The sequence below is a fragment of the Pseudomonas sp. UTLPPB19802 genome (assembly GCF_059730225.1).
The window spans coordinates 5,631,883-5,658,267 of the sequence record NZ_AP048545.1 but is presented as its reverse complement, the minus strand read 5'-3'; the positions used below and the strand labels follow the sequence as shown (position 1 = coordinate 5,658,267).

General features: G+C 58.5%; 21 protein-coding genes and 1 pseudogene. 9 read left to right on the top strand and 13 right to left on the bottom strand.

Annotated elements, in window-relative coordinates; genetic code table 11:
- Nucleotides 1-5 precede the first annotated feature (5 nt).
- Nucleotides 6-1,159, top strand: a protein-coding gene (locus AC6I6U_RS24335) for an IS3 family transposase (protein ID WP_497878558.1) whose coding sequence is annotated in 2 segments (ribosomal slippage) — nt 6-252 and nt 252-1,159 — 1,155 coding nt in all. Because the reading frame shifts where the segments join, the coding sequence is not laid out codon by codon here.
- Here the strand turns inward: AC6I6U_RS24335 and AC6I6U_RS24330 are convergent.
- The 6 genes from AC6I6U_RS24330 to AC6I6U_RS24305 all read right to left on the bottom strand — a co-directional run bounded on the left by AC6I6U_RS24330 (nt 1,124) and on the right by AC6I6U_RS24305 (nt 12,331).
- Nucleotides 1,124-1,600, bottom strand: coding sequence for a hypothetical protein (locus tag AC6I6U_RS24330; protein ID WP_497878557.1), 477 nt, complete (start codon nt 1,598-1,600; stop codon nt 1,124-1,126). The two genes, AC6I6U_RS24335 and AC6I6U_RS24330, sit on opposite strands and share 36 nt — an antisense overlap.
- A gap of 212 nt (nt 1,601-1,812) precedes the next feature.
- Nucleotides 1,813-5,316, bottom strand: a complete 3,504-nt coding sequence (locus AC6I6U_RS24325; RefSeq protein WP_497878556.1) for a hypothetical protein — start codon at nt 5,314-5,316, stop codon at nt 1,813-1,815.
- Nucleotides 5,313-6,314, bottom strand: coding sequence for a hypothetical protein (locus AC6I6U_RS24320; RefSeq protein WP_497878555.1), 1,002 nt, complete (start codon nt 6,312-6,314; stop codon nt 5,313-5,315). Before AC6I6U_RS24320 ends, AC6I6U_RS24325 begins: the two co-directional genes overlap by 4 nt.
- 2 nt (nt 6,315-6,316) lie before the next feature.
- Nucleotides 6,317-7,684, bottom strand: coding sequence for a hypothetical protein (locus tag AC6I6U_RS24315; protein WP_497878554.1), 1,368 nt, complete (start codon nt 7,682-7,684; stop codon nt 6,317-6,319).
- A gap of 58 nt (nt 7,685-7,742) precedes the next feature.
- Nucleotides 7,743-11,816, bottom strand: a complete 4,074-nt coding sequence (locus AC6I6U_RS24310; RefSeq protein ID WP_497878553.1) for a DUF6603 domain-containing protein — start codon at nt 11,814-11,816, stop codon at nt 7,743-7,745.
- A gap of 65 nt (nt 11,817-11,881) precedes the next feature.
- Nucleotides 11,882-12,331, bottom strand: coding sequence for a hypothetical protein (locus AC6I6U_RS24305; RefSeq protein WP_497878552.1), 450 nt, complete (start codon nt 12,329-12,331; stop codon nt 11,882-11,884).
- 738 nt (nt 12,332-13,069) lie between these two features.
- Between AC6I6U_RS24305 and AC6I6U_RS24300 the strand changes: the two genes are divergently transcribed.
- Nucleotides 13,070-14,035 carry a hypothetical protein gene (locus tag AC6I6U_RS24300; RefSeq protein ID WP_497878551.1) on the top strand — a complete coding sequence of 322 codons (966 nt, stop codon included), beginning with the start codon at nt 13,070-13,072 and terminating at the stop codon, nt 14,033-14,035.
- Nucleotides 14,036-14,198: 163 nt separating this feature from the next.
- On the opposite strand, the gene AC6I6U_RS24295 is transcribed toward AC6I6U_RS24300, so the two are convergent.
- On the bottom strand, nt 14,199-14,672 hold the full coding sequence (locus tag AC6I6U_RS24295) for a hypothetical protein (RefSeq protein ID WP_497878550.1): 474 nt from the start codon (nt 14,670-14,672) through the stop codon (nt 14,199-14,201).
- An 11-nt stretch (nt 14,673-14,683) separates the two neighbouring features.
- Between AC6I6U_RS24295 and AC6I6U_RS24290 the strand changes: the two genes are divergently transcribed.
- A complete protein-coding gene (locus AC6I6U_RS24290) occupies nt 14,684-14,920 on the top strand; it encodes a DUF6896 domain-containing protein (RefSeq protein ID WP_497878549.1) in 237 nt (78 codons plus the stop codon).
- Between the two features lie 23 nt (nt 14,921-14,943).
- On the opposite strand, the gene AC6I6U_RS24285 is transcribed toward AC6I6U_RS24290, so the two are convergent.
- Nucleotides 14,944-16,113, bottom strand: coding sequence for a serine hydrolase domain-containing protein (locus tag AC6I6U_RS24285; RefSeq protein WP_497878548.1), 1,170 nt, complete (start codon nt 16,111-16,113; stop codon nt 14,944-14,946).
- 263 nt (nt 16,114-16,376) lie between these two features.
- Nucleotides 16,377-17,075: pseudogene (locus AC6I6U_RS24280) on the bottom strand (DNA/RNA non-specific endonuclease).
- A gap of 440 nt (nt 17,076-17,515) precedes the next feature.
- Between AC6I6U_RS24280 and AC6I6U_RS24275 the strand changes: the two are divergent.
- The 5 genes from AC6I6U_RS24275 to AC6I6U_RS24255 all read left to right on the top strand — a co-directional run bounded on the left by AC6I6U_RS24275 (nt 17,516) and on the right by AC6I6U_RS24255 (nt 20,610).
- Nucleotides 17,516-17,866 carry a hypothetical protein gene (locus AC6I6U_RS24275; protein WP_497878547.1) on the top strand — a complete coding sequence of 117 codons (351 nt, stop codon included), beginning with the start codon at nt 17,516-17,518 and terminating at the stop codon, nt 17,864-17,866.
- Nucleotides 17,867-17,970: 104 nt separating this feature from the next.
- Complete coding sequence (locus tag AC6I6U_RS24270; protein ID WP_497878546.1) at nt 17,971-18,258, top strand: barstar family protein; 288 nt, start codon at nt 17,971-17,973, stop codon at nt 18,256-18,258.
- A gap of 64 nt (nt 18,259-18,322) precedes the next feature.
- Complete coding sequence (locus AC6I6U_RS24265) at nt 18,323-18,856, top strand: hypothetical protein (RefSeq protein ID WP_497878545.1); 534 nt, start codon at nt 18,323-18,325, stop codon at nt 18,854-18,856.
- A gap of 89 nt (nt 18,857-18,945) precedes the next feature.
- Nucleotides 18,946-19,413: a hypothetical protein gene (locus AC6I6U_RS24260; protein ID WP_497878544.1), complete on the top strand. Its 468-nt coding sequence runs from the start codon at nt 18,946-18,948 to the stop codon at nt 19,411-19,413.
- Nucleotides 19,414-19,536: 123 nt separating this feature from the next.
- A complete protein-coding gene (locus tag AC6I6U_RS24255; RefSeq protein WP_497878543.1) occupies nt 19,537-20,610 on the top strand; it encodes a phospholipase D family protein in 1,074 nt (357 codons plus the stop codon).
- Nucleotides 20,611-20,993: 383 nt separating this feature from the next.
- Here AC6I6U_RS24255 and AC6I6U_RS24250 read toward each other — a convergent pair whose 3' ends face one another.
- Nucleotides 20,994-21,353, bottom strand: a complete 360-nt coding sequence (locus AC6I6U_RS24250) for a DUF6124 family protein (RefSeq protein WP_497878542.1) — start codon at nt 21,351-21,353, stop codon at nt 20,994-20,996.
- Between the two features lie 480 nt (nt 21,354-21,833).
- Here AC6I6U_RS24250 and AC6I6U_RS24245 point away from each other — a divergent pair, with 480 nt between their 5' ends.
- A complete protein-coding gene (locus AC6I6U_RS24245) occupies nt 21,834-22,202 on the top strand; it encodes a DUF3742 family protein (protein ID WP_497878541.1) in 369 nt (122 codons plus the stop codon).
- 1 nt (nt 22,203) lies between these two features.
- Here the strand turns inward: AC6I6U_RS24245 and AC6I6U_RS24240 are convergent, their stop codons facing one another.
- From AC6I6U_RS24240 to AC6I6U_RS24230, 3 genes are all read right to left on the bottom strand, one after another.
- Complete coding sequence (locus AC6I6U_RS24240; protein ID WP_497878540.1) at nt 22,204-23,730, bottom strand: conjugal transfer protein TraG N-terminal domain-containing protein; 1,527 nt, start codon at nt 23,728-23,730, stop codon at nt 22,204-22,206.
- Entirely contained in the window at nt 23,727-24,080 is a 354-nt protein-coding gene (locus AC6I6U_RS24235) for a hypothetical protein (RefSeq protein WP_497878539.1), read from the bottom strand. The genes AC6I6U_RS24240 and AC6I6U_RS24235 overlap by 4 nt, the downstream gene beginning before the upstream one ends.
- A gap of 414 nt (nt 24,081-24,494) precedes the next feature.
- Nucleotides 24,495-26,324, bottom strand: coding sequence for a hypothetical protein (locus AC6I6U_RS24230; protein ID WP_497878538.1), 1,830 nt, complete (start codon nt 26,322-26,324; stop codon nt 24,495-24,497).
- Between the last annotated feature and the right edge of the window lie 61 nt (nt 26,325-26,385).

Sequence of the window (26,385 nt, the reverse complement as noted above, 5' to 3'; positions counted from 1 at the left end):
TGTTCATGAAGCGCAAGAAATACAGCCCCGAGTTCAAGCGGGAAGCCATCGAGCTGGTTCGTCGTTCAGGAGCGAGCTGTCGACAGGTAGCCCTGGAGATTGGTGTTGCTCCCAACCTGCTCACACGCTGGGTACGGGAGGCACACCCAGATACTGATAAAGCCTTTCCTGGAACGGGAAGCCCGCGAGATGAGGAGCTTGCCCGCCTCAAGCGCGAGTTAGCCCGAGTCACCAAGGAACGTGATTTTTTAAGAGACGCGGCAGCGTACTTTGCCAAGGAGTCATCAAGCGGTACACGGTGATCCAGCGCTGCCGCAAAGACTACCCGGTACGATTGATGTGCCGTTGCCTGAAGGTTTCCGCTAGCGGCTATTACGCCTGGCAGGATCGTGAACCAAGCCCGCGAGCTCAGGAGAATGCGCGCTTGGTGAAGCGCATTCGGGAGATTCACGAGGACAGCCGTGGTGTGATCGGAGCGCCACGTATGCATGAGGATCTGCTCGACGAGGGCGAAGCCGTCAGCCTGAATCGCGTTGCTCGCCTGATGGCGGCTGAGCGAATTCAAGGCTGGCCACGCCGGAAGCGGCGTGGCTTTGGAAGAGCCGTCAGTGGCCGCCCAGCAGGCGTGAAAAACTTGCTGGAGCGCGACTTCACCGTGCAGGAACCAGAGCGCAAGTGGGTCACGGACATCACGGAAATCGCCACCCAGGAAGGCAAACTCTTTCTATGCGTGGTGCTCGACTTGTATAGCAAGTTGGTGATCGGTTGGTCGATGCACCACCGCCAGGATCGGCAGATGGTGATTCGAGCGGTGGAGATGGCGATCTGGCAGCGCCAGGGTGACTGGTCAGTGATCCTGCATTCGGATCGCGGCAGCCAATTCACCAGCGGCGACTACCAGCGTTTTCTGAATCGCAACACGCTGGTTTGCAGGATGAGTGCCGTCGGGCACTGCGGTGACAACGCGGCCTGTGAAGGCTTCTTCGGTCAGCTCAAACGGGAGCGCGTTGTCCATCAGTCGTATCGAACTCGTGATGAGGCTCGGGCGGATCTATTCGACTACATCGAGCGGTTTCATAACCCACGAATGCGTCGTAGAGTTGCCCGGCAAGATTTGAAGTTTTCAGCTCTTTTCAAACCGTCCGTGGAAATGGGGTAGAACCCGTGTCCTTTGTTTAGCGACACGGATTTCACTTGCCAGCTTTCTGATAGCGCGCTCGAAGTCAGAGGGGGCGCTGAGCCGGGCTTCATCGACAGAGTCCAGCAATATCCAACCTTCATCAGCTCCCTCGAGCCATTGAAGCAACTCGTCATAAGTTCCTTCCTCGAAGGCGCCGTCAAGGCCATCGACCACGTACTCCAACCGAATGAAGAAAGCGGCTTTACCGTCGGCTCTCAGCCGGCGTGCGATGTTTCTAATTTCGATGCTCTTGCCCGTACCTGCCTCTGAGAGCAGAACCACCCTGTGATGTGAGATCAGGTCTGCCCAAGTCAGGTTTCCGGTACCGAGTAACGATCGCGGCACCACTTCGTCGTTGTTCGCGATCTGGGAGAGCTCGTGAAACGTACGATTTAACTCGACAAAATCCTGGTCGATCATTCCGCCATCCGATAGTCATCAATGCTGGGATCATGCTAATTGATCTGATGCTGAAATGACTATGTGTGCTATTGAGGGGGCGGACGCCTAGCCAGAACAATTGCTGCGCTCTGTCCATGCTCCTTCCGGTGGTAGCCACTCGGTTCTAGAACAACTCATTGCCGATTTTGGCCGGAGCCATTGCTGACTTAGAGTTGCTACAAACAAAATCGTTATTCTTCATGGTCCGGTTTCTCCGGTTTCTCCGGTTTCTCGCGTCGCACGCTCAGCCAGCCTTCGGCGATGCCTTGGTGGCCATAGTCGAGATTGGCTTTGGCACCATTGATGTCACTTGGAGTCAGGCTGTTCCAGTTTTCTCCGGTGGTGCTGATCCAGTGCCATTCGCCACGGGCTACCCGCGGCAGGACCATCGAAGCGGGGGCTGCAGAGTCGCTACCAGTCAGTACCGGTAGGCAATCGAAGGTCACATCGAGTGAGGCGAGTGTGCTTGCGTAGTGCTTGGGCGGAATGTCGATGGTCTTCGCCGGCAGGATGCCGCAACTGGCGTGTACGCTGCCGCGCGGATCGAGGAGTAGGACCAGGTCCTTTGCTTTGCCATCGGCGGTGACACTCAGAGGATCGTCTATCTGACGGTCGTTGCCTGCCACGGCCTCACGGTAGAGGGCCTTGAAATCCCGGTAGCCCGCAGCGGCCTGCGGATTGATCCAGTAGCCCAGCAGTGTGTCATCCGGCTTGTTCAGGGCACCCAAGCGGACCGGGAAGCGAACCTTGCTCAAGCCTGCCTCATCGAGCGCGTACGGGGTCGCCAGAGAGCTCCAGGCTTGGTTTCGTGCCGGTGGGCCGAGCAGTTCCAGGGCCAGACTCGCGCGGGCCAGAACCAGCGGCTGTCCGCTCAGTACGACGTGCTCTGCGGTCTCGGCAAACTGGTCCGGTAGGCAGTAGCGCAGGGCGAAGTCGACGGAGCCCAGAAAGCCCTCAAGAACGTCCTTTTCGGTGTCGTTGTGCAGGGCCTGGGCGAAGTGCAAGAAATCTGCGGGCTGATCGACGAATACTTCTTTCATGAGCGTGCCATTGGCAAACCCGCTCAGCGGCGCGCAACTCCAGTGCACCTTGTTGTCCGCTAGAACCAGTGTGCCCAGTGGCCGGCCATTGGCGGCATGCAGCATCAGTGAGCGTTCGAGGTGATTGGGGATGACCCAGCCCAGCACCGGACCGCTGTCGAGGCTATCAGCACTCTCCTTACTGGGATTGCTGGCGGAGCGCCAGCGAAACTGCAGGCGCGCAGGCTGGGCAAGGCGGGGAGCGAGCAGGGCACTGCCGTCCTGGCGCAAGCTAGGTGGAGGCTGCAGACCCTTGGCGACCTTCACGCTCGGGGTCGAGTAATCCTTGAAACGACCGAACACATCTACCAGGCGCAAACGGCTGATACGCAGCAGTTCCGCGCGCAATGGGGTGTAACTGGCGTCTGTAACGGGCGTAAAGCGGGTCCGTCCGCCGACAGCGTCGCGTACGGCTCTGATCAGTCCAATTTGGCCAGAGGTTGCCTGCTGATCGTCCACCGTCAGCTGCAGGGCGGCGCGCTGCATGAGCAAGGCGTCGTTGAAGCCTGTGAGGTTTTGCGCGAGCAGGGGCAGGTTCTCGATGGTGTTCAACAAGTCGCGCAGGGGCTGGTTATCGCCTGCGCGCTGCTTTGCGTAACGCTCGATTTCCCGGGTGAGTCCCTGGGTGGCGTCGGCGGCCAGCAGGGTACTGCCCCGCAGAACGCGTTTCGCTCCCAACGCGCTACCAGAACACTCCAGATCGAAGGCATCGAAACCGAAGCGGAAATGCTTCTGGATGAAATCCTCTGGGTAACCGGTGGATGGCTTGTCGCCGCCCAGGGCGCAGAGTTCGATTTCGTAGTGCAGCAGGAAGGGCAGCCAGGGTGTGCTCCATGCCTGGCAGTAGCCGGACCCTGGCTCCAGTCCCTGGTACTCGGTGGTCAGCGGGGGCGAGTGGACCGGCAGCCGAGGTACGAACGTGTTGTCCAGCAGTGGCAGCAGGTTCTGGCTGAGAATGAGCGCTTCCGTCACCAGTGCTTTGAGCGCGGGCGTCACCGGCAACGACGCGGGCAGTTGCAGCAATGAAAGGTCATCACTGCTGCGGATGAAAGGACCTTCTGGCCCAACGCCTGCGATGCTGAAACTGCGAATCTGCCGAGCCAGACGGTTTTCGCCAGCATCCCCCTTGATGCGATCCGGTGCGTGCCGCTCCGGTGGTACGGCATCCTCACCCGCGATAAGTAATACAGGCTCGGTTGGCCGGTAGAAACGTGGTGCACCGGTGGTTTCGCGCAACGTGAGAGCATCGATCAGTTGCTCCTGCAGTTGCTGCGCCAGTTGCTTGATGTCCGAGCGCTGGGCGTCCAGCTTGGACAGCCACTGGCTAATGTCGGCACTGCGCGTGAGCAACCACTGGCGCATGTCTTCCAGGCCAAGCGGCTGGCCAGGCGTCACTTTTGACGGAGCATGCAACATGATTTGGTACTTTTGCCAGTCCAGAAACAGTTGCGCCTGCAATGCCCGGCGTCTGCGATCGTCCTTGTTCAGCGTGTCCTGCAGGTTGTTCAGTTGAGCCAGCAGCCGCGCCTGATTGGCCGGCAGTTCCGGTGTATCGCTTCCCAGGCTCTGGTCTTTGCGTTCGACACTCCATGCGTTACCGCCGGAAAGGGTGGCAAAGCCGGCATCATGGAGCTGTTGCTCGAATTCGCGCCCGGAACCTGTATCACTGTCTGCATCGGCCAGCCACCCGAACTGCAGGGCGTTGAACAGGGCCTCGGCCTTGTCGGCCTTCGGCCCCCTGGCCAGCAGCGCCGACAGCGCCTCGCGGGAGGTGCCAGCGATGGCCACGCTCAAGGGTTGCGGTGGCGTATTGAGGTAGCGTGCGCTGGCTTCCCAGGCGATGCCGTCCAGCAGGCCAGCGCAGATCAGCCGTTTTGGCTGGCTACCCGCCGGCACCTGCCAGTCGGCGAAGGTCTTGGCCGTTGCCCGGAGCAGTGGATCTTCTTGATCTCGGGAATACCACCCACTGACCTGATAACTGATTCGTGCGGAGTCCACCTTGCCCTCGACGCTGGTCAGGTCATCGTGGAAACCGAACACCGACACGCAATTGGGGTAGAAGGCGGCAAAGGACGGTTCGCCATAACCGAGTGCGGTGAACGGTCGTGGCGCGCGCTGAGCCCCGCCCGTTTCGAGGATCTCCTGCCAGGTTTCTGCGGGGAACACCTGACCGATCCAGGCCGTCTGTGGTCGCCTCTTCTTGTTCTTGAAGAGGATGGTCGGGGCCTCGGGGTTGCCGGTGTCGCTGAGGCGGTCGCTTTCCACGACCCAGCTTTTCAACTGCACCGTGTTGTTGTCCTGGCGCAGTATGCGGGTCACCAGCCAGCGGTCCGGCACCGGGGGAAACTTCAGGCCTTGGGGCTTACTTCCGCCGCGGGTCAGTTGCCGGGGCAGGCTCCAGTGCAGGTGGATACCGAACTTCAACGGCTTACCGTCGGCAAAGGGTGAACTACCACCGAGCACGGTCTGGCTGATGTAGGGCGCTGGGTCGCCTTTGGGCGGCAAGCGCGAGAAATCAGCCATGGCCGGCAGCGCCAGGGCATGGTCAGCGACATCGCCCCGGCCCACGGCCAGGGCGGAGACATCGATGTTGGCGATCAGGATGTCATCGCTCATGACAGGCTCCAGGTGAAGTCCACGGCATCGGCACCTTCCACCATCTGCAGGGCGAAGCCGGCGGCATCGATGGGCTTTTTCAGCTTTTGGCTCATACTGGCGGCTAGGCGCGCCAAAGGTATGACCCTGCGTCCGTTGGTGCGTGTGATAACGTCGGCGTTCAGTTTGGTGGGGGCGCCTGGATCGTCATCGAGCGCGCGCAGGGCCTTGTCGAAGCCCTTGTTTGCGGCGTCGCGAACACCGAAATGACTGGCCTCGGCCGGCAGCTTGAAGCGCACCCTGGTCAGTCGATCATTGAACAGGCACAGCAGCAGGCCTGGTGCCAGCAGTTCCATACGCACGATGGACAGCGCCCCGGTATCGGTGAAGCCCTGGACCTCCAGACCCGGCCAGGCGCTCAGCAGGTTCGAGCGTAGTAGGAAGCCACTCAACGTACCTGTGGTTGCCACGGGCTGGCACTGGGCGTCAGGTACGGCTTCGGCGTGCAGCGCCTGGCGCACCTCGCAACGTTGCACCGCACTGTCGGCGGCGGCGCGTAGCGCGTCACAGGCTTGCTGCGCGGCAAGCGAATCGATGGTGGTATTGCCGATGCTGAACGCCCCGTCGAGCAGGGCAGAGAGCCAGCCCTTGTCGACCTGGAAAAAGCGCAGGGATTCGTCCGGCAGCATGGCCATGTCGGGTACCAGGTAGTTGAACGGTACGCCCTTGAGCATCTGCAACTCGCTCAACCAGTCGCGGATCAGCCTGGCGTCGGTATCATCGCTGTCCCAAGTGACGACTGGTGCTGGGATAGGTGTCGACAGCAGTGGGGGTAGATCAAGCTCATTGTCGGGGACACTGAGTTCATTGACGGATACAAAAAAATCATCGTCGGCGAAGTCGAACGCATTGTCGGCCACGTCACTTTGCAATGGCGTTGGGCTGGGGGCGATCGGTGCTTCCTGCAAGCGCTGGCCCATGACCTCTAGCGTGATCCGCGTGCCAAATTGACGTGCCATGCTCAGTTTTTCCTCGTGCTAATGGACTTGGCCAGGTCGTCGACAGCTTGATCGAGCAGGTCGAGCAACACCCGTTCGACGCGGCTCCCGGTGGCTTGCTCCGGCGTTGCGCTCAACGGCAAATCGGCCAGTGCTGAATCCAGATCGTTGTTTTCCCAGTCCTGCAACTGTTGTTGGGTGTGGCCGAGTTTCCAGCGGTACAAGGTGCTGGCGAAGCTGCTGTTTTGCAGGGCCAGCAGTCGCCCGAGTTGCCAGGCGGCGCTGTAGCTGACGTCGAACATGCCACTGGCCAGGTCGTAGCGCAGCAGTTCATCGGCATGGCTGGCCGAGGGTTTCGGCATGGCGGTGGTACTGACCGGCAACAACGGGCCACGGTACCAGGACACGCTCTGCTCGCCGTTGCGCAGCGCGTGGTTCATGGCGCTGTAGCCAAGGCCGAAGGCATTTTCCACCCGCTTGTCGCCGTCAGTGTCCGTTGCGCTGGCTGCCTTCCAAGGCATGCATAGTGCGGCGGGTTCAAGGGCGCCAAAGAGCTGGGCAAAGCTCTGCTGGCCATCGCGGCAATTGAACGTCCAGTTAGCCAGACTCACCAGGCGAACGGCACGCGTGTCCGCTGGCAACGCTGTAGACGGCTCACCTTCGTCCCCTGGCAGGTAGGGGGCGAAATTCTCCAGTGACACCAGGTGCGCGACCGAGGAGTGCCCGGCGGCGGGCAGGCGATTGCCCACCACCACCGCGTAGTCGAGTTGCGGCAGGCTGTCGTCGAGGCTGGCCTTGGCTTGCGGGTCGACGCGACGCACATGGGTATTCCAGCGCAAATCGTTGAGCGAAGGGGCGATGGCATTGAACAGGTCGATATCGACATCGATCACCGTGACCGGGTCTGTGTCTTTTTCTCCGGGTTCCTTGCTGCACAGGGGAAAGAACACCTTGTCGCTCCCAAGCATATCGGCCATGGTCATTGGCTGCGGGGTCGGTGCTGGATCGTTTTCATCGAACAGCAACACGGCCAGCCAGCTTGGCGGTGCCTCGCCCGTGGCCGGCGGCTCGACGAAGGGCGAGCGCTGCCAGGGTAGGGTGGCGGCGTTTAGCACCACGTGGGGCAACTGCCGCGAGAAATCGCCGCGAGCGCCATTGCGTGGTGACTGGCTGTTGAGCGATGTTGGGGCGAGACGATAGCGTTCTCCCAGGACCATGAAATCCTGAAACGACTCGAAGGGGGCCTGTTTCGCGCCGCCGATTTTAACGGTCTGGCTGGCACTGATGCGGTATTCGCCGCTGGCCAGTGGCGGCAACAGGTAAGGGATGAAGGTCAGGGACGCATTGGCCGGATCCTGGGTGAACGGGCGCTGGAGGCGTTTCAGCGGCATGCTGGCGGATTCCTTGGAAGACCGCCGGCGGCGGCGTCGAAGCGAGGGATGTGTTGTTTCATGCAGCACCCAGTGGGCACAGGTACGGCGCCGCGCGGAAAAGGTCGGGTGCGTCGCTGGCGGTTTTGCTCAGGTCGAGGCTGCTGGCGGTGGTCTGATGCTGTCGCTGCAGGGCGGCAAGGATGTCGTTGCGCTTTTGGCTCGACTGCTGATCGCCCAGGGATTCGCCTAGCTGTTCCAAAGTATTGCCACGCTTGTAGGACGCCTTGTCGGGTTTGCTGTTCGAACAGGTGACTGTGAGCGGCAACGGCGTTGGTGCCTGAAGGTGCCTGACCAGGACGCTCAGGCTATTTTGCGCGACAGGTGGCACGGGACGCAGATCGAGGCCGATCAGGGCGTTGGCAAGCATCGCCGGATCTTGCAGGCTGGCGCCGCCGTTGCCCCACAGACCGGCGGGTACGTTGCCCAGCAGGGCCTGGCTGCTCCAACGGCCGCCATCCTTCTTGTCGATGCGCTGGATACTCAGGGATAACGTACTGGTCAGCGACCCCTGTGGTTTGTTCATGGGTGCCACGCCCAGGCTGCGATTCCAGTCGCCTTGTGTCGGTGCCAGTGGGCCGCTCACCTCGGTCACCGGCACCGGGTTGCTCAGCACCAGACGCAGATTGGCGGGGTCGACTTTCCACAGCGACTTACCTTTTTGATCGACGGTACCCAGTAGCCCGCTCGGTGCGCTGATACCGATCAGCGGACTTTGCGTGGGAGTCGGCTGGTTGGGTTTGAGCTCGGCGGGGGCCGGAAGGAACGACTCACGAAAGTCCTGCCAGTCCAGGGGCGTATCGCTGGGATGCTTCTGGTCGCCGAAGTCGATGGTGAAAGACACTACCGACAGGTCGACTAGCGCCAAACCGCCGAAGTCCGGCCCCCACAGGTCGAGATTGGCGTTGACCCGAGCATTGAGGGTGTAGGAGCTCAGCCACAGATCGACCTTGACCGAGACCCCAATGCTGACCGTGGCACTGATTCGGTAGGTGAACGGCTTGAAACGGATCAGGAAGTGGGTCTGCACCTGGAACCAGGCCTGCACGCCGCTGCTCTGCCAGGTGGCATCGAGCAAGCCACCGGCCATGATCACCGAGGGCGTCAGGGCGAAGTACAGCTCGCCCTTGATCGTCAGCTTGTCCGAGACCCGCCAGTTCAGGCCCAGGCGCGGGACCTGCGGGTAGTGCGCCGGCACCTTGAACTGTGGGTGATAGCCGCCCAGGGTGACGACGAAGTCACCGGCATAGGGGCTGTTGCCAAACCACAGGTAGAAGGCGAAGCCGCCGGTCAGTCGCGCGTCGCGACTGAACACCCAGGAGGTGGACGACAGCTGCGCGTTAACCGCCAGCAAACCTTCCTCCAGTTGCAGACTGGCCTTGAGCAGCAGTTCGGCGTACACCACCGTCAACGCCCGTTTCTTCGACGTGGAGGGGGGCAGGCTCAGGGTGCTCTGGCCGAGCAGGGCGACTTCGCTGCGGGCCCCAAAGGACAGGGTCAGCAAGGCGAAGCTCTCGATCATTTTGAACGAGCTGAAGCGTACGCCGGCGGCGAACCAATCCTGATCGGCTTCGGGTTTGATGTACTGGCTGAGGCTGTCCTTTGCCTCCTGCTGGGTGAAGTTGCCCATTGCCGCCTGGATCAGTGGGAACTGCCCGACCTTGTCCACCTCGGGCAGGCGCAGCGAGCGATTGAAACCGACCCCGGCGGCCAGGCCCGTGACGAAGAAGCACGGTGGCCCGCCCAACGGCACTTCGATGAAGGTGAAGGCCGTGAAGGACGGTCGCCCCTCGACCTCGGTGTAGCTGCCCAGGGCCGTGGCGCCGAAGCGTCCGGCGCTGACCGTCAGTTGGCCATCGTAGATCGGCTTCTCCCGGGTTCCGACGCTATTCAGTGCGCCGCCGATGGTCAGCGCCGAGCTGCGGTACTGCACGGCCAGCCCGGCCAGCTCGAATGTCGGCGTCTTGTCCTCACCCAGCAGTGGGATATTCGCCTGCAGCCCGCTGAGCATGATGTTCAGTCCGCGGGTATCGAGGCCGGCATCAAGCAACACGGCAATGGCGCCCTTGTCGGTCATGCTGAAACCGATGCGCTGCAGACGCAACGGACCGAGAGCGCGCTGGATCTTGATCCAGGCGACCTTGTCGGCGCTCGGTTCTTCTTCATCCTCCGGGAGTGCCGGTTCGGGCTCTGCTTGCGCGACTGGCTTGGCGGGTTGGACTGGTTGGATTGGCGTGGCTGGCATGATGGGCTTGGTCGGCCCTGCCACCTGCGGCGTTTTCGCCTGGCCGCCGAAGTGGACCATCAGGGTTTTGCTCGGCTCGCTGCCCACTTTCAGGTCCACTGCCAGTGACAGCCCCCCATCGAACGATTGTTCGGACAGAACGGTCAGCTTGCTGCCTGCCGGAATAGGTGGCAAGACCTTGCTCGCCGCGATCAGGCGCACGCGCTCGATACCGAGTTGGTCGCTGCCCTCGGGCACCAACTGACCTGCCAGGGGAATGCTATTGAGGCCCACATTCAGCTTGAGGCCAAGGTCCATGGCATACAGGTATCCCCATGGGTCGTTCTTCGACCGGCGTCCGGCCACCAACAACGCTTCGCTGGTGCAAGTGCCGGTAGGGTCCTGCGCAGTGGTCAACTGCGCCTTGAAATCAAGGGCGAAAGACAGCGCACCGGACTCCTCCTGGAACGTGAAACTGGCCTCGTTCAAGTGCAGTTGCAAGCCACCGGGCAGCTCGCCAATCTGTGGCAGGTGCAGGGCACGAAGCAGATCATTCAACGAGGGTGGACTGCCATGGTTGCTCCAGCCACCGGTGATTTTCTTGGTTTGATCGGCCAGGTCGATGTCAATATCGAACTCGTTATCTTCATTGATGCTGAAGCCGCCCGCCAGGCGACCCGAGGCCCCTTGCAGGTCACGCTGCATGCTCATTTCCAGGCGATGGAAGGCGAGGAAACGTTCACGACCGATGTCGAACCGGCAGTCACCCTCGATGCTCAGCGCCGCGCCGTACCTGGACTCTTTGATCTTGGCCCAGAACTCCAGGCGCTCGATGGTCATCTGCCCTGGAAGATCGTACTTGAAGACCTTATTCACGAAGGTCGTCAGCGACGGTGCTGATCTTGCCGGATCAAGGCCACCGCTGAGGTTCTTGCTGGGCAGATGCCCCTTGATCAGCAAGGGCAACCCACCCAGGGTGAACATACCCTGCACAGCGAAGGACAGGAGACTGTCCCGGCTTGGTGGGCGCAGGGTACTGAAGCGCAGTTGCACATCGCTGAGGTTGATCAGTCCGGGGCAAATATCCCAGCCCTCGTCGCCAAGGGCATGCAGAGACAGGTAGGCCTGGCTCACGCTGTTACTTTCGCGGTTGAAACCGCACCAGGTTTCGTTGCGCCTCAGCAGGCCGGAATCGTTGCGGTACTGTTCCGGCAGGTTGTTGGTCACCAGCGGCGCGTTTTGATCCAGAGGGTTCGCCGGTGTAGAGCCCACCAGCCCCATGGAAATGGCGACTTTCAAGGTGGGTTGTCGCAGCAGCGTCAACAGAGTCTCTACACCAATCAGGTCAGTGGCGTCGCTGTCCCAGCCGAACAGACTGGCGCCTGGGCCTGCGGCGAGCCGCTTGCCATCCGCCGCTGGCACCTCGTCAGCGGGACGCACTTCGCTGACCTGTTGCAACCAACTGATTGGCGCGCTGATGCTGCCGCTGGCAACCAGTAGGCTGCGGCAAGCCAGTGTGTTGAGAATCGGAAAGGTCGCGTCCGGGAAGGCATCGGTGAACTGCCAATTCACTGGCAGGTTGATGCCCAGCAGCACCTGGCACCCTGCACCGTCTGGCTGCACACGCAGAAACACTGAGGGCTTTTTCACGCCCAGCAGCGTCTGCTCGGCGTATCCGCGCAGGACGCAGGCCTGATCACTCTCGTCCCAGCCGCGCTTGCTGTGCAGCGTCAACTTCTCAGGCAGGCCGAGCGTCTTGAAGACCGCGGCGCAGGGCGTACCCGGCAGCTTCGCGGTGTCCAGTACGCCCGATCGTTGCGCTTCGGGAAATCCTTTTCGCAGTTCTGCGAGCAGCTTTGTTGCGTCCATTGCGTATGCCGCCAGTGTGCCGAAGACCGGTTTTTGCGGGGAGGGGGGGAGCAGCCGACGTCAGATCACTTGATTTCGGTGCCACCGGAGGCGCCGCTACCATCGGCACCATCGGCACCATCGGCACCATCGGCACCATCGGCACCATCGGCACCATCGCTATTGCCGATGCCGGGAGTGCTTCCGCCTTTGATCGCGAACTTGTGTTCTTTTGGAAGGAAGTCGCCCTCGGCGACTAGTACCTCAAGGTTCTGTACCACCTTGTCGACGCCGGCGGCGGTGATCAGCGACTTGGGAGGCTTGACGGCAACGTAGAGTTGTTTACTACCGCCAATGGCAACCTGCAGGAGTTGGTCGGCACTGCTCTTGTCTTTCTCTTTGTTGGCATCAAGCTTGAACTGTTCGACCGCGAACAAGAAAGGGGCATCGCCTGTCGGTGTGCTGCCGGGGAGATCCAAGTTGACGTCGTAATTGTCCAAGCCGAGGGTCAGACGTAGGTTGATCGATACCTTCATTGTGCACTCCTTGCGAGGTTGATGTCGGATGGCCAGTATGCGCATTTTCCTGTTCTGGTGAAAGAGCGATATCGAGTGGAATGGTTTGCGTGTGGACGCGTGTCAGGAAATCGCATGGTGGTTGCCAGGCGGCTGCCTGAAGTTTCGTGGCGTCCTCTGTACCGAACTCTCCGCACAGCGTATCCACAACGATGCGCCAACTCGACAGTCTCGCTCGTACAGCGACATGGCTCAGCGGGTCATCATCGTGATCGAACCCATGTTGCTGGCGCATAAGGTCTAGAGTGACGACGGCAGTGTCCGAGTGGGGCAGACCTTCAGACCGGACCGCTGCTCGATTTCTTCAACGGTGACCTGGTAGTTGCAGAAGTTGGCTGTAGTGGTCCAATGAAACCGGACACCCATTTAGGCAAAAATGCTCGCCAGATAGAGGTGTCTGATGACCAAGCAACTTCGTTCCTTTTCCGCTGAATTCAAACGCGAGGCGGCAGGCCTCTCGCTGCGCCTTTGGCTGGGCTGCTGTTGATCCAGAGAGAGGGTAGTGGCTTTTTGATATCGAATTCCGTAGCTTATTCCAGTCGCAACGGTTAACACGTGTCGGTGCAGAACTCGTCGCCGACGCTAGACAGAAAAGTGAGTGCGATTAGCCGTATACGTCTGACCCGTTCACCTTACGAGCCCTGCATTAAGGTCGATGGGTGCCCTGATACTCCCCCAGCAAGCCTCAAGGACGACGCCATGAACTACAGCCCCAAAGATCTCAGCTACATTGCCACTATCATCAAAGCCGCTGCTGCTGCGCGAGACTGGAGCTTAGACCTAGCTTCAGGCAAGGCGGAGAAGGTCGAAGAAGTGCAGTGCATGCAGATTGATGGCGATGACAAGGTCTACATTGCCTGTAACTACAGAGAACATGAGAAGGTGCGCCATTATCTGAGCAGCTTTAACACCGACACCCAGGCGACCTTCGAGGACTGCCTACGGATCAGCCATTGGTTTCTCTCGCTCCCGCACGGCACCCTGACCACCTACAACAATAGTCGCACATCGGATCAGCCCAAGGTCAAATTCGACTCCGAATATATGATCAAATACTCTGATCAGGACCGCGAGGTCATAGATAAGTTTACCAAGCCGACGTTCCTGGCGCCTGAGGATACGCTGGAGTCCAGGATTTACACCTACCTCTACAAAGGTGGGGCACATGGTTGGTTCGTGCGCAAATTTGCTCATGTAAACGATTTAACAAACGCAGCCAAGCCCAAGGGCCAGCCGCGAGCGCTGCTGAGCACATTCTCTAATGCTAAATCGGTCAATGTACTGAGCAACGAACAAGAGGGGCTGCACGCCGAACTGGTGCTGCTATCGTTCCTCGCCAGTGAAATTGTTGCCAACCCCGAACATTACGCCAACAAGGTCGTTCATTTGGGTGGGGCCAAGAAGGCTTGTACGCACTGCTCTGCATGGATAGCGCTCTACAAACGCTGGATGCTCCACACGTATCGGGTCACGGTAAAAACGCCGGGCGATGACGGCATAGATGAGCGCTCCCAGGGGAAAAGTGCACAAAATGCCACACGTCCTACCAACGAGACATTGGAGAAACTCAGCGGAGCACCGGCGTTGCTGTTCACCGGGGTTGAGGGCGGGAACGGGAGCGAACTTATTGCAATGAGTGAGGACAAGGAGCTGTGGCTGCGATAATGCTCATGACTGGCGCATCGCCCTTGACCGGCCAGCGACTGGCAGACTGTAGCCAGCAGATGGAGAGCTTTTAGGGGCCCGGCGTCAGTTGTTGCCACTTGCCCGTCAGTGGGACGGATACATGCCCCTCGCCGGTGCCCACTGAACTGAGCGCATCCAACCCTCAGGTGGTTGGATTGGAGAGGATTACTTCGAAGTCCTCAAGCGCCTGCTGGAAGTCCGAAAGGGCAAATGACACCGGCTGGCAGTCCACCATCCACCGTGTTTGCGCTCCGACTTCAAGCCCATCTGAAACACTGAGCCCAAACCGTACCCAGGTAACGACGTCATTTGCGACGACCTGCTCAACCATGAGCACCGTGCAGTCGAAATCCATGTCATCGGCGCAGACGAGAAGTGGCACCAGTGTCGAGGTGCCGTCCTCACCCGGAGCGAAGCGGCGTTTGGCCAGTTCTTGCTCCTCTTCCTCCAGTAACCAAATTAGCGACAGCCCAAGCATTGCCGCTAGTTCGTAATCCAAGTGCTGGGCAGCCCACTGTTCGATGCCAATGCCATCGACCATCAGCCAGGCGCAGGCACTGCGAGAAAATTTTGCCTGATGACGAGCGGCACTGATGGCGCGACTCACTTCCTGCACGTCGAGGCTTCATGAACACTCAGCTTGCTCGTTTGATTTCTGACTACCAGGCCGGCGTCCGAGCTGCAAAGCAGCTTATACAACGCTACGTTGTCGAATTGCCAGAAACCGGTAACGATTGGCTGGCCTCTTACACTCCTGAGCAAGGAATGCTTGAGGGCGGCATACACTACCTCAAGCATGGCTGCGGCTGCGCTGTTCTGCTGTCCACGGGCGTAGTGGGGTGTAAAGAAAATCATGGAGGGTAGGCCACTGTTACTTCGGCAGGATTTCAGCGCTGATACACCACGTCCCGAACCGACGTAGGCAGGTCGCCGGCCATGCCTTCGTAGGCGGTGTTGGTCAGTAGCAGGACACTCAGGCCACGGGCTGCATCGATGAACCAGGAATGGCCGTACACTCCTCCCCACTTGAGCGTGCCGGCACTCTGCGGTGTGGCCCCTAGCAGCGGGTCTACCAGTACGGCGCCCCCGTAACCAAACCCCCATCCGGGACCGTTGCATTCGGCTTCCTGGCCTGCATGGGCTACGTACATGCTTTCCCGCAGTGCCCTGGGCAGAAACGTGTCGTTGTTGCGGATCGTTTCCAGCAAGCGCAGGACATCGTCGGCGCTGCCATACATACCGGCCCCTGCAGAAGGAAAGGCCTGTGGGGTGAAGACTCTTGATGGAGCGAACCGCACGGACACCCCAAACCCCTCCGGCATTGGCACGTCCAGGTTGTCGCTCATACGCAGAGGTTCCGGGCTGGCATTGACATAAGGCGTTGCCAGGCGTTCAGGCTCAGTGCTGACGAAACCGGTGTCGTGCAGACCCAGGGGTCCGGTGACCAGTTGCTCGACCGCTCGCGCCAGGGGTTCGCCGGTCGCACGCTCGATGGCGGCCCCCAACACATCAAGCGACAGCGAGTAGCGCCAGGCGCTGCCCGGTGCATAGAGCAGAGGCGCAGCGGCAAGCCGGCGCAGATTCTCATGCAGATCGAAATCGACCAGATCCATACCGTCGGAAATACCGAGCGTGTGATAGAGCGTGCCGAACTCTTCGGACAGGACATAACTCAGCCCGGCGGTGTGGCTCAACAGTTGGTGGATGGTCAGCACCGGTGTGCTGCCATCGGCCAGCTTCGGCGTGAAATCCGGTAGCCAGCGGGTGATCGGGTCGTCCAGTTGCATCCGGCCAGTGGCGACCAGTCGCAGCACGGCCACGGTGACGATGGGTTTGGTCACGGAAGCCAGACGGAACAGACTGTCCTCTCGCAAGGGTAGGTTCGCCTCGCGATCGGCCAGGCCATGGGCGCGACGATAGAGAACCTGGCCGTGCTGCGCGACGATGGCGACCGCTCCGACGATGCGCTTTTCAGTCAAGGCTGCTGCGAAGATCTGATCGAGCCGTGTGGGTAGCTTGGTCGCGTTGATGGTGTGCAGATGGTGTGAGGTGTTCATGGGGCGAGTCCTTTCGAAGAATGAATCCTGGCACCGTCAGCCCCATGCGGGTCTGCCGGCAACGTCTGAGTAGCCTTAGGGTTTCTTGTTCAGGGTACAGGAAAACGTGAGAAGTACCGCCGGGGGTAGCTCGGCGTTGGATCCGAATACGCTCGCAGCAACGGGGTCGAGGTCAGCATCTGCACCGTGGTGCTTTCACACAGTTTTTTGCACAGGAGGACGTGGCGTGAGGCCCTGTAAGGTACCACCGCCACAGCCATTACTCAGCAGCCAATATCCTTCACTAGCTTTCCGCGAACCGGCTTGAGCGCCGCCTGTTCAGCCGCCGACAACGTCGTCCAGACCTTCAGGCCGGATCGCTGCTCGATCTCTTCAACGGTGACCTGGTAGTTGCAGAAGTTGGCAGCCCGAGGCGTGTCCTGATCCATGATGAAGGCTGCAAATGTCCCCTGTGTTGGCGTGCTGTTGGTGAAGATGATCTTCCAGTAGCCGCTGGGGATGGTGTGCTGCTTGGTGGTGCTGGGAAGGGTACCGATGTAGCGCTCGTACAGCGTGCCGGTCAGCACGTACACCGAATCAATCCCCGCCTGCTTCACCAGCGTCCGTTCCTTGTCTTCCAACCGTGCCCAAGCACCTTGGTTCAGGTCACTCTTTTACGGGGTTATGTTGGACAGGTAGTTCAGCGTCTGCCAGTCACTGACGCCTGCCATGGAGGCGAGGTTCGCCTGGTGCCCGCGGTCGGTCTTCAGCGTTTCATTGGCCAGTTTGTAGTCCGCATCGTCCAGGGTCTCGCCAGCAGGAATGTCTGGATCGGTTTTCCAGTTGCGGGGGCGATTGGGGTAGGGCGTGTCCTTGGTGACGCGATACGCCACCCACTTGGCAAACTTGGTCTGCGCATCGTTGTTCAGCGTGTAGGCCGTCCTGACCAGCGTGACGTTGCTGCCGCCGGTAGGGCAGCCCACCGAGCAATTGTCGATCTGCGGCGCTGCCCCCGTGACCTGAGGCAACGGAGTAGGTGCTGACTCGGTAGGGCGACGCGTCTCAACGGTCGAACAAGCGCTGACCAGCGCCAGCAGCAGGTAGAGGCCGGCTTTCTGTAGATTCCGATTCACGATGAAGCTCCATTGACTTGAGATGCAGGAAACCATTCGGCGGTGCCCAGGACAGGGCTGCGCGATAGTAAACCAACATCGTCAGAATGTTGCCTGTCGGCGTGTGAGCAGGGGTGTCACATCAGCGGCGACCACCTATGGACCTTACCAGAGCTGCGACCCAGTCCTGGACTCCCGAGGTAAATACGGCGGCGCCTGTCCAGTTTGAACCACGCAAATGCCAAACGAGTCTGATAGAGTTCGTTAGTACCCCTAAACATAAAAACCACTCCGTAATTGAGACACCCGCAATGAGCACAGAACTGAGCGAGGAAGAAATGCGCCTGGCGCTTTTCGGTCCCTCCACTCCAGTCGCTGAACCAATCGTTTCACCAGTACCTGAAGTCGAGTTCAAACCAACACCGAAGCCGGTACCAGTTTCGGCGCCAACTGCTGCCTCCAAACGCCGCCCTACCTCAAAGCCACTCTCTCCGAAGCTGCGCGTGATCCTGCATGCCACGAAAGAGTTCGAAGGCAAGGTCGAGGTCCTCACCTATGACGCCAACACCCTGAGCACCTTCACGGCCGAGCAGGAGGCCAAGGCCGAAGCGAAAAAGAAGAGGTTTCGATATTTCGAAGTGGTGTCGATCAAGCCGGTATGACCGGAAGTCTATCCATCCGATGTTCCAGGGCAGAGAGTGTCCCTTCAGCCGATCCTTCAGGACGCAGTGCATTGCGCCCACAACAACCTTTCGGAGTTCCAGGGATGGCGAGACTTCCCCTTGTCGAAGTGGATTTGAGTCACGCGGCAAGCTCCGATGAGCTCCACACTCTCTTGAGCGAGGCTCTTGATTTTCCCGGATGGTACGGCTGTAACTGGGATGCCTTCTGGGACGCTATAACCGGCCTGGTCCCGATGCCCTTGAAACTGAAAATCTTGGGTTGGGAGCGCTTTTCCAAGCGTCTACCAAACGATGCCAGATTGCTCAAAGAATGCCTTGATGACATGCAGGCGCAATACCCTGACGAAGCATCTGACGTCGAGTTCGGTTGAACCGCTGGCAGCCCCACCTCGCCAAACATCATCATGTTCTTCATCACGTCCATTGGGAGCCCCTGTGGCCATCGACACACAAGCCATCTCTGTATTCCGCGTGCTGCCTCAGACTCGTCTCAACGAAGAGGCCTTCGATTACTACCCCGTCTGGTCGGAGCGCTACGACTACGAGGAGATCGATGACGTCGTGCGCTGGGGACTGGATCGGGACGAGGTGCTTCAGTTGTTTAAGATGAACGCTGTCGGCGGTGATCACTGCGTTTACACCCTACTGGAGTCCAATCCATTTCCGCCGCGGATGCGCCTGTTCGTGCGCGCCACGATCGAGACGGCTGACGGACGATTGCTCAAGGGCTACGTGGTGAATGAGGACGCATATTGCCTCACGATCTTCCATGGAGGTGAAAGCTTCCACTTCAGCACACATCCATTGCTGAAGGATTTGAACCAGCAGCACGAGAGGGCACTACTGGACTCCCTTGGTACAAAGCTCCAGGTCTTCCCCGTCAGGTACCACACCGACTTCAACGACACCGAGGGCCAATTGATTGCCGGGGCATTCCGATATGGCGGGCAGATCGATTCGGTCGTGTAGCGAGTCCGGGATGGAAGTCCATGGACCCTGCTGTCGGCATTCTGTAGCCTGCCTGGAGCATGGAACCGAACACGGACAACAGCCCCGCAATGAACCGCCTGACAATCGTTCAGCACATCTCCAAGTACATCACCGAGCCTTATCCGACGTTTGCCATTGATGGCCTGCCGTTTGAGGTCTGGCTACCACAGCAAGATCCGGATACGGAAATGGATCTGGTTAGCGCGCATTGGGGAGTCGATCTCGATCATGAGGTCGAGCTGATCTGGGATCGTAGCTATTCAACAGCTCCAGGCTGGAAAACGCTTGTTCCATTGCTGATATGCTCGGAGGATTTGGATTTCTGTTGTGCTGTCGTGGTGACAGAGCAAGTTGCGGATCAAGACCGCGTTCATTGGCAGCGGTTCGGGGTCGTGCGCAGCAGCATACGGGATGCTGACCCTGAGGTAGATTGGTTTGAGGGCGTACCTTCAGTTTCGTTCGAACGGGCGGAGTACATGAACGCCCTGAACAGTTTTCGCAAGGTCATCGGCCTCAAGCTCGACTGGTACGACTAGAGCGGTAGTTGTGAGGTTTTCTGCTGACATCCGATATACCGTTCTTTCTAAGCATACAAACGGTGGCAATCTACTAGAACGAGCAGATTTTTGTATGGGCTGGAGTTGATATCGGCTTAAAACATGAGCAAAAGTAATATTCAGGATTGCATGGCGGACATGCTAAGGAAGAACATGGAACGGCTTCATAATGAAAATGACCTTGAAGAGTTTCTACTGAAACAGCGCAATCGTAAAGTCACGATTATCTCTGCCTTTGCTTCTGGAACAGTGACGCTCTTGGAGTCTATCGCCACGGCCAACGACGTCGAAGTGATTGTCGGCACCATCAACGCTTTCACTTCACCGACGTTCATTGACGAAGCCAAGGAGTTTCTGAAGCAAAATCTCTGGGTCGATTTCCGGGGAAACGCCAGCATCCACTGGAAGCTTTACCTGATTTCTCCTAACAGGGTGGTGATTGGGAGTGCAAATTTTACTAAGCAGGGCGTGGGTATGGGACGAGATACCTGCGTGGTGATTACGAGTCGGGATCTGTACAACGACTATCAACATCAACTGGCAGTACTGAAGCAGGATAGTCAGGTCATGATGGCCGGATCTCCCGGCTTTGATGAAGCACTTGAGGCTCACCGCGCTCAGCATATCCGCAATCAGGCAGCTTTACAGATAGCGCAGCAGGCATCACGAAACGCTTCGGGAAAACGCGGGAGCAGGGTGCTCTCCTTCGAAGCTTGGGCAAAGCAGGGCTTTCTCACCATTCCGCTGTTTGTCTGGGAGGTGAAGCATATGCAAGCGGCTAAGGATGAGGCGTCCAGAATCATGCATGACCAAGATTCTGTAACCCGGCAGATCGCTGAAAGTAATAAGAAACGTACTGTTTCCGCAGTGCGTCCATACAGAGATTTCCTCACCGAGGAGAGCGGTGAACTGAGACCTCCGTTCGACCCTAATACTGTGGTGCTTGCAACAAAGCCGAACGGTGCGTACATGCGCTTCATGCAACTCGACGTCATTGTGAGAAGTGTTCAGTTCGGACTTGACTTCATGATCGAGCGCCGCAAAACACGGTACACCCAACCTTTCGAAATTACTCCTGCGATCAAAGCAGCCATCGTGCGTCTCATCAAGAAGGGGATGTGCAACAGCTATGCAGTTCCCGTCGAGGCGCTTCAGGCAGAGCTTTTCAATGGCTGAGTTGACCCTATGTCGCCGATAATCCTTCATGCATGAGTGACTCTAGCAACAGGTCTGATGCAGCATTGGGTCGGATGTCCGGATCTAGTTACATACTGCGGCAAGTTTGCGGATCCTGTCCCAGGAAACGATCGCCTTCTCTCTGAATGATGTCCCACTTCAGGATGCTTCTGCTAAGTCCCTGGTGCGGTCTTGGTCGCGTTGGCTGAGCAGACGACACAGTTTGTCGGGCTATGTTGGTAGATGGCGTCAAACGTCACAGAGTCCTCCATCACCAGAAACCTGTTCGCTTTCATTGGATTCTGCGTAGTGCTGAAGAAGGGCTACGAGTTCTAAAGCGAGAAGCCGTGTTCCGGCTTCCCGCTTTTCACGCGCCTGTGCGATCAGTTGCAGGCGCTGACCGCCTGTCCACCCAGGACCTGGTCCATCCTCAACTGCGCCAGCTCAATCAGGTGCACCACGCCCATCGCCACCTTGCGATTGGGGCCGGTCTGGTTGTCGGCGTTCTCATAGGCCGTGGCTGCGGCCGACTGCAGTATCGAATTGATGTCGACCAGAATTTCCTCCTGGTTCAGTGATGGGCACACGCACGGCGGTGTCGCAGCAGGCGGAGGAGGCGGCGGAGTGGGAGCCGGGCCTGCATCAGGACCCAGGTTGTAGTGGGACAGCGCCCGGTCGGCGATGCGGGAGTCGATGTTTGAGACGTTGGGTTTTGCTGGTGGATTGGGAGTTGCTTTGAACATGATTCGATAACTCCAAGTGCTTGATTGGGAGCTATCACCATCGCTGCTAAACGAGAGGTGGCAGCCGTACGCGGGTTAGCAGACCGGTGCACTTGGAAACCGGCGCGCCCGAAGACGCCCCGCGCACGACCACCATAAAGACGAGGACCGAAGAGAACCCTCTCAAGGTGGTGTTTTGCGCAATCTAAGTGCAAGACAGGCTGCTAAACCCGATCACTGATGAGCAGTGACGAGCCGAAGACTAGCGGTGGAGTTGGGCGCAAAACAAGCACTTGGAATTGTCTCGGAAATTTCACTCAAGGGAAAGAGAGTTGTCTTGCCGCTGACTGAATGATCCGCGTTTTATTGCTCTTGCTGCCAAATCGATTGTTATTTGGGAAAAGTCCTACAAGCCCCTGCAGGAACCCTCTGCCAAGCTGACCTGAGCGTCGTACCGAGAACCTGTACGGCGAGTGAAATCTCAATCAGGAGCTTCGAAGCATGGCTGCCAAAACGAAGAAAAAGGGACTTGTCTATCGGCTGGGCTACGCCTTTGGTTGGTGCTCTGGGCGTTACCTGCGGTGCGAGGAACCGGTGATCCGCTGGGCGCTGAAAAAAGGCATGCCCGCCACGTTGGCGAGCATTCTGTGTGGGGTAATCAGGTTGTCGTTGATCGGTGCTTTTCTGTACTTGGCGTTCTGGGCTGTGGTCGCAGTAATTTCCCTATTTGCAATAAAGGAAATGATTTCTACCGGATCTGAGGGTGAAGATGCAGGGGTAGTGGAAAGTTTTGATACGGATAATCTATTTCCTGATCCTTACTCTCTCGAAAATATTAATGACCCTGCATTTCACCGAAATAATAATTAGGCTACTTGCGGTTATTTTTCAGGGTTTTCCTCAGATTTCTTTCTACTATGTCCTTTCCTCTGCTGGCGTACAGCAGTGGATTACTCGCACCCTCAGCTAGACCCTTTAGAAATTGACCCGTTTGGAGACCTGCCCAGGTTAATGAGGTCATCCAGAGTGAAGGCATCAGAAGAAACATTGCTCCCATCACAATGCCCAGCAGGAAGTCAGCCTGTCCGTTGTTCAATCCCATCAACGGGTTCAGATTCGCGTGAGGCGAGTTAAGCCCGTAGAGAGCATTGAATATCGTGCTGTCTACCCATCGCGCCAGTTGGAACCAGAAGTCGACGAAAATCATTGCGAACTGCACCACCGAGACGGTGATTAGCACCTTCAGGTCGTAGCAGCCAAGCACCAGTGTCAACGGTATGCAGATCACTAGCGTCATCTTTAGCAGGGCCATTACCATTGGAAGTGCCTGGCGCAGCACATCCATCGCTGGCATGTTCGTCATTGTCCCTACCGTCGTCCCCACCGCCCCAGTCACCCGCGCCGCAAAGTCCGTAACCGAAGGACCAACCTGGCCGCCATAGTCGGTATAGACCTGACCCTGCGTCATCTTCTGGTTCGTCGGCGATATCACCTGCCGAATGATCGCGTCGTCCACCTTCTCCTTGCCGGCAGCGCTGGCCCAGCTTTCAAAGCGCTCCAGCAGGGAGCGGTCCACCTCGGCAAGCACCCGGTCTCTCAATCCCTTTCCCAGGTCATTCCACCACTGCTTGCACAACGGGTAGCCACCACCGTCTTTCGCCTGGGTCAGGCCCGCGTCCCGGTCCGCGTGGTAGGGCCATTCGGTCTTTGGGGTCTTGGAGTGATAGGTGTCGTAGAAGCCCGGCGTCTCCAGGAAATACCGCGAGCCAATCCAATTGATATCGTTGGTCTGTTCCTCGGTCAGGGGCGGGCGCTTCATGAACAGCTTCGCCCTGGAATAGCCGTAGCAGTCGTTGGTGAACTCGGACAGTTCCTGAGCCAGCAGCGGATTCTTCAGCCGGGCGTTGTTCACCTGCATGCGCATCTGCCGCAAGTCGGTCCCGCAGGGTATGGCCGCCACTGCGGCGCCGCTCACGGCCTTGGACATCGAGTGCACGAAGAACCACCAGAGTGGCACCTTCGCGCTCTGGTCGTTCAGGGTGGTGAAAGACTTGCCCCAGCCGGTGTCCTGGGGCAAGGGTTGCAGGGTCTGACACTGTTCCGAGCGGCTCTTGTCGTATTTCAGGGTACTCAGATCGAGGGTCAAAAAAGGCACCCCGGCAAACATGATCACGGCAGTCGCCAGCCACAGGCGGTGCTCGATTCTGGCGCTGGCGGCAAACGCCATATCGGCGCCGCCACCGTCCTCCCGAGCCTTGAACCACTCCTGGAACATGATCACCAGGAAGGGCAGTGCGAACAGCCCCGAACCGACCAGCACTTCCCAGATCCCGTTGCTGACCAGCCAACCCACCAGGGTCAGGTAGTACTCCAGGTAGTCGTTGGTATAGAGCGTCATACCAGCTCCTCCCACAGGGCCAGGCCCCGTACCAGCTCGATCAGCAGAATGCCCTGGGCAGCGGTGATTTCGGTCTTCTTCATTCTCTTGAGAACGACCGGCTGAACGCTGAGTGTCTTCCTGCGAAACCGGACCCAGCCCCATGCAACGAGACTGAACAAGACGATTCGGGCGAGCAGGAAGCACCAGTAGTTATGGACCTGCCACTCCTGCCATTCAGCGAGGCGCATGAGGGAGACGCCGCCGATAGTCACGAGGCTTCCCACCAGCAGACTGAGCAGACCGAGCACCATGGGCACGAAGACGATCAGGCCCAAGAGTTTGAGGTACTTGTGCGAGGTCATGTTCATGGCTTGACCGCCTGTGCGCGTGTGCGCCGCGAACAGGGGAAGTAATACCCGGCTTGCAGTGGCTCCCCGCCGCATTGGCACGATGGCCTAAAGGCGTGCACAGTAGCCTGCAGGAGCGGAGAACAGGTAGGCCTGATGCCATCTACCTGCGGCTGGTCCAGCGCTATCGGGGCGGCAGTTGAGATCGTGGATCGAGTGTGGGAGAGAGACATGTTGAGGCTCCTGAAAGAGAAGCCTCAAATCCTCCTCAGTACCTTGCCCCGTCGCAGCAGGAAAACTGGATCGTGGGAGGCGCTTTTGGCGAGGAGGTCATTGCCAGAACTTCATTCCTCTCAAATTCTATGGCTGTAGTGGCCCAAAACTCCCAGACACAGAATTGAGTTCATATCTGACTTCTGTAGTGGTTAGTGAGTTTTACGGCGCAGGCGCATCCCAATAGCCTTTGCGGATCAATAATGAGCCTTCCCGGTTTGCAGCTCCCCCATGGATATAGGCGCGAGACAGTCCTTGGTTGAAGGTTTCGCAACCTATCTCGATCTGTACGCAGCCGCTGCAGGAATTGCCGACGTCCGTGCAGACGGGGTCGAAGGCGCAGTTGAAGGCGAACATGCTCGCGTCGTCAAACCAGGACTGCAGGTAGTGCTGAAACAGTGTCAGCAGGCCCCCCGCGGTGTAGTTTTGGACTGACGACACGTACAGGATCACCGACAAATCCATGGGGATCAGGTATTCCTGAATGCTCTTGGAGTCGTACCCGGTATGACGTCGCGCAGTCAGCATGAGCGCATGGCTGATTGAGTGCAGCAGGTTGAAGGAGGCACCTTCTTCAGGATTGCGTGCCGGGATTTCCCGGGCTGCCTTGCCTGGCTGCATGGCCAAGACGTGATGATGTCTCAGCAGGTGAGCGTGACAGCGAGCTTTATCATCGAGTACGTCGTCACCCGGCGATTCGAGGTATGCCGAGTCGATACACCACCTGAGTACCTTGCGAGGGTCCAGGCGGATCCACAGGGCTTCAGTTTTCGCCGACATCGCGTAAATGGACGTTTTGCCTTTCATGCCTTCATCAACACGATCGGCAAAAGCATTGAGCACGACGGGAGGTGCTTCAGGGTTGATCGATGGTGTACTTCTCTCCCGCGTGAATCCCAGCGTGGCCAAGACCACTCGAAGATCAGGTATGTGAGTGATCGAGTCGATCCCGTAGCGTTTTTGTACGCTTTGCCACTGGGTTGCGAGTAAATCCTTTTGCGTGATATCTGTGGTTTCTTGGATCTCCTGCTCGATCGTCTTGCCTTGAACATCGTGGGGTAAGAAAACTGCTTCGAGTGTGCGCCGATTGCCGACTAACTCGATCATCGTGCTGAGCTCCGGGATGAGTTCTCGTACCGAACTGAAGCAGCCGGATGATGCGGCGAGCTTGCCCTCAATTTCGGCCACTTCCTTCCGCGCGGAGTCCAGCACGATAGCCATATCGTCGTCATCTGAGGCCATAACTTCGAACTTCGCGATGCTGAGCTTCTTTCTCTCCAGCAACGAACGCAGGGCCGCCTGTTCATCTGGATCACCAATGTTGGTCGATAGCAGCAGGGCGAGCCGCTGTTCCAGCTCGCGACCAGACATCCTTTTTAACAACGCGAGCGCCACGCCTTCGGAAACATCCTGGGCCAAGCCCTCTGCGCCCTCTGGCGCGTTTTGCAGGGATTGTAGAAGGCTTGCTATGAGCTTGCCCCGGTCTTCGCTTAATGCGATGTACTGAGTACTCTGGGCATAGAATGATTCACCACTGGTGAGAGGTGTGCCGCGCTTCTGAATCTCTGTGCCGAACAAAGCGCTGCAGGCAGGGCAATCGTCCTGGTATGAACCCGATAATTTCTCTCCGGTCTCCACATCGAAAAACGAAGAGTGGAAGAACGTGCCCGCATCCTTGTAACCGATGTTGCTGGATCGTCGGGCAGGGTGTGGGATGTGGACCGGGCTTGCGTACCCACAGCGATGCACTGAAACGTAAGGGAGCTGGATCATGTCTCCCGAGCAACCTCTTCGTTTGCAGGGGATAAAACTCCTGCCGTTGTGCTGTCTGATCCGGGACTGCATTTTGGAGAGCGTCCGCTCATCTGGTTCACGAGCATCGTAGAAGTCGAGCACCTTGCACCGTTTGCAGGTAAGGATCATCGGTGCAGGCGAGACAAAAATTTCAGACGGTGATTGGATTTCCAGTCGCTTCTTTTCCGCTGCGGTCATAATGTAGTGGTCTACTAACCCCGGACACCTTTTTAGGCGAGAATGATCGCCATACAGAGGT

What these genes read in the sequence shown, in the direction of transcription:
- AC6I6U_RS24330 (WP_497878557.1), bottom strand. Translation starts at nt 1,600, where the DNA reads ATGATCGACCAGGATTTTGTCGAGTTAAATCGTACGTTTCACGAGCTC.
- AC6I6U_RS24325 (WP_497878556.1), bottom strand. Translation starts at nt 5,316, where the DNA reads ATGAGCGATGACATCCTGATCGCCAACATCGATGTCTCCGCCCTGGCC.
- AC6I6U_RS24320 (WP_497878555.1), bottom strand. Translation starts at nt 6,314, where the DNA reads ATGGCACGTCAATTTGGCACGCGGATCACGCTAGAGGTCATGGGCCAG.
- AC6I6U_RS24315 (WP_497878554.1), bottom strand. Translation starts at nt 7,684, where the DNA reads ATGCCGCTGAAACGCCTCCAGCGCCCGTTCACCCAGGATCCGGCCAAT.
- AC6I6U_RS24310 (WP_497878553.1), bottom strand. Translation starts at nt 11,816, where the DNA reads ATGGACGCAACAAAGCTGCTCGCAGAACTGCGAAAAGGATTTCCCGAA.
- AC6I6U_RS24305 (WP_497878552.1), bottom strand. Translation starts at nt 12,331, where the DNA reads ATGAAGGTATCGATCAACCTACGTCTGACCCTCGGCTTGGACAATTAC.
- AC6I6U_RS24300 (WP_497878551.1), top strand. Translation starts at nt 13,070, where the DNA reads ATGAACTACAGCCCCAAAGATCTCAGCTACATTGCCACTATCATCAAA.
- AC6I6U_RS24290 (WP_497878549.1), top strand. Translation starts at nt 14,684, where the DNA reads ATGAACACTCAGCTTGCTCGTTTGATTTCTGACTACCAGGCCGGCGTC.
- AC6I6U_RS24285 (WP_497878548.1), bottom strand. Translation starts at nt 16,113, where the DNA reads ATGAACACCTCACACCATCTGCACACCATCAACGCGACCAAGCTACCC.
- AC6I6U_RS24275 (WP_497878547.1), top strand. Translation starts at nt 17,516, where the DNA reads ATGAGCACAGAACTGAGCGAGGAAGAAATGCGCCTGGCGCTTTTCGGT.
- AC6I6U_RS24270 (WP_497878546.1), top strand. Translation starts at nt 17,971, where the DNA reads ATGGCGAGACTTCCCCTTGTCGAAGTGGATTTGAGTCACGCGGCAAGC.
- AC6I6U_RS24260 (WP_497878544.1), top strand. Translation starts at nt 18,946, where the DNA reads ATGAACCGCCTGACAATCGTTCAGCACATCTCCAAGTACATCACCGAG.
- AC6I6U_RS24255 (WP_497878543.1), top strand. Translation starts at nt 19,537, where the DNA reads ATGAGCAAAAGTAATATTCAGGATTGCATGGCGGACATGCTAAGGAAG.
- AC6I6U_RS24250 (WP_497878542.1), bottom strand. Translation starts at nt 21,353, where the DNA reads ATGTTCAAAGCAACTCCCAATCCACCAGCAAAACCCAACGTCTCAAAC.
- AC6I6U_RS24245 (WP_497878541.1), top strand. Translation starts at nt 21,834, where the DNA reads ATGGCTGCCAAAACGAAGAAAAAGGGACTTGTCTATCGGCTGGGCTAC.
- AC6I6U_RS24240 (WP_497878540.1), bottom strand. Translation starts at nt 23,730, where the DNA reads ATGACGCTCTATACCAACGACTACCTGGAGTACTACCTGACCCTGGTG.
- AC6I6U_RS24235 (WP_497878539.1), bottom strand. Translation starts at nt 24,080, where the DNA reads ATGAACATGACCTCGCACAAGTACCTCAAACTCTTGGGCCTGATCGTC.
- AC6I6U_RS24230 (WP_497878538.1), bottom strand. Translation starts at nt 26,324, where the DNA reads ATGACCGCAGCGGAAAAGAAGCGACTGGAAATCCAATCACCGTCTGAA.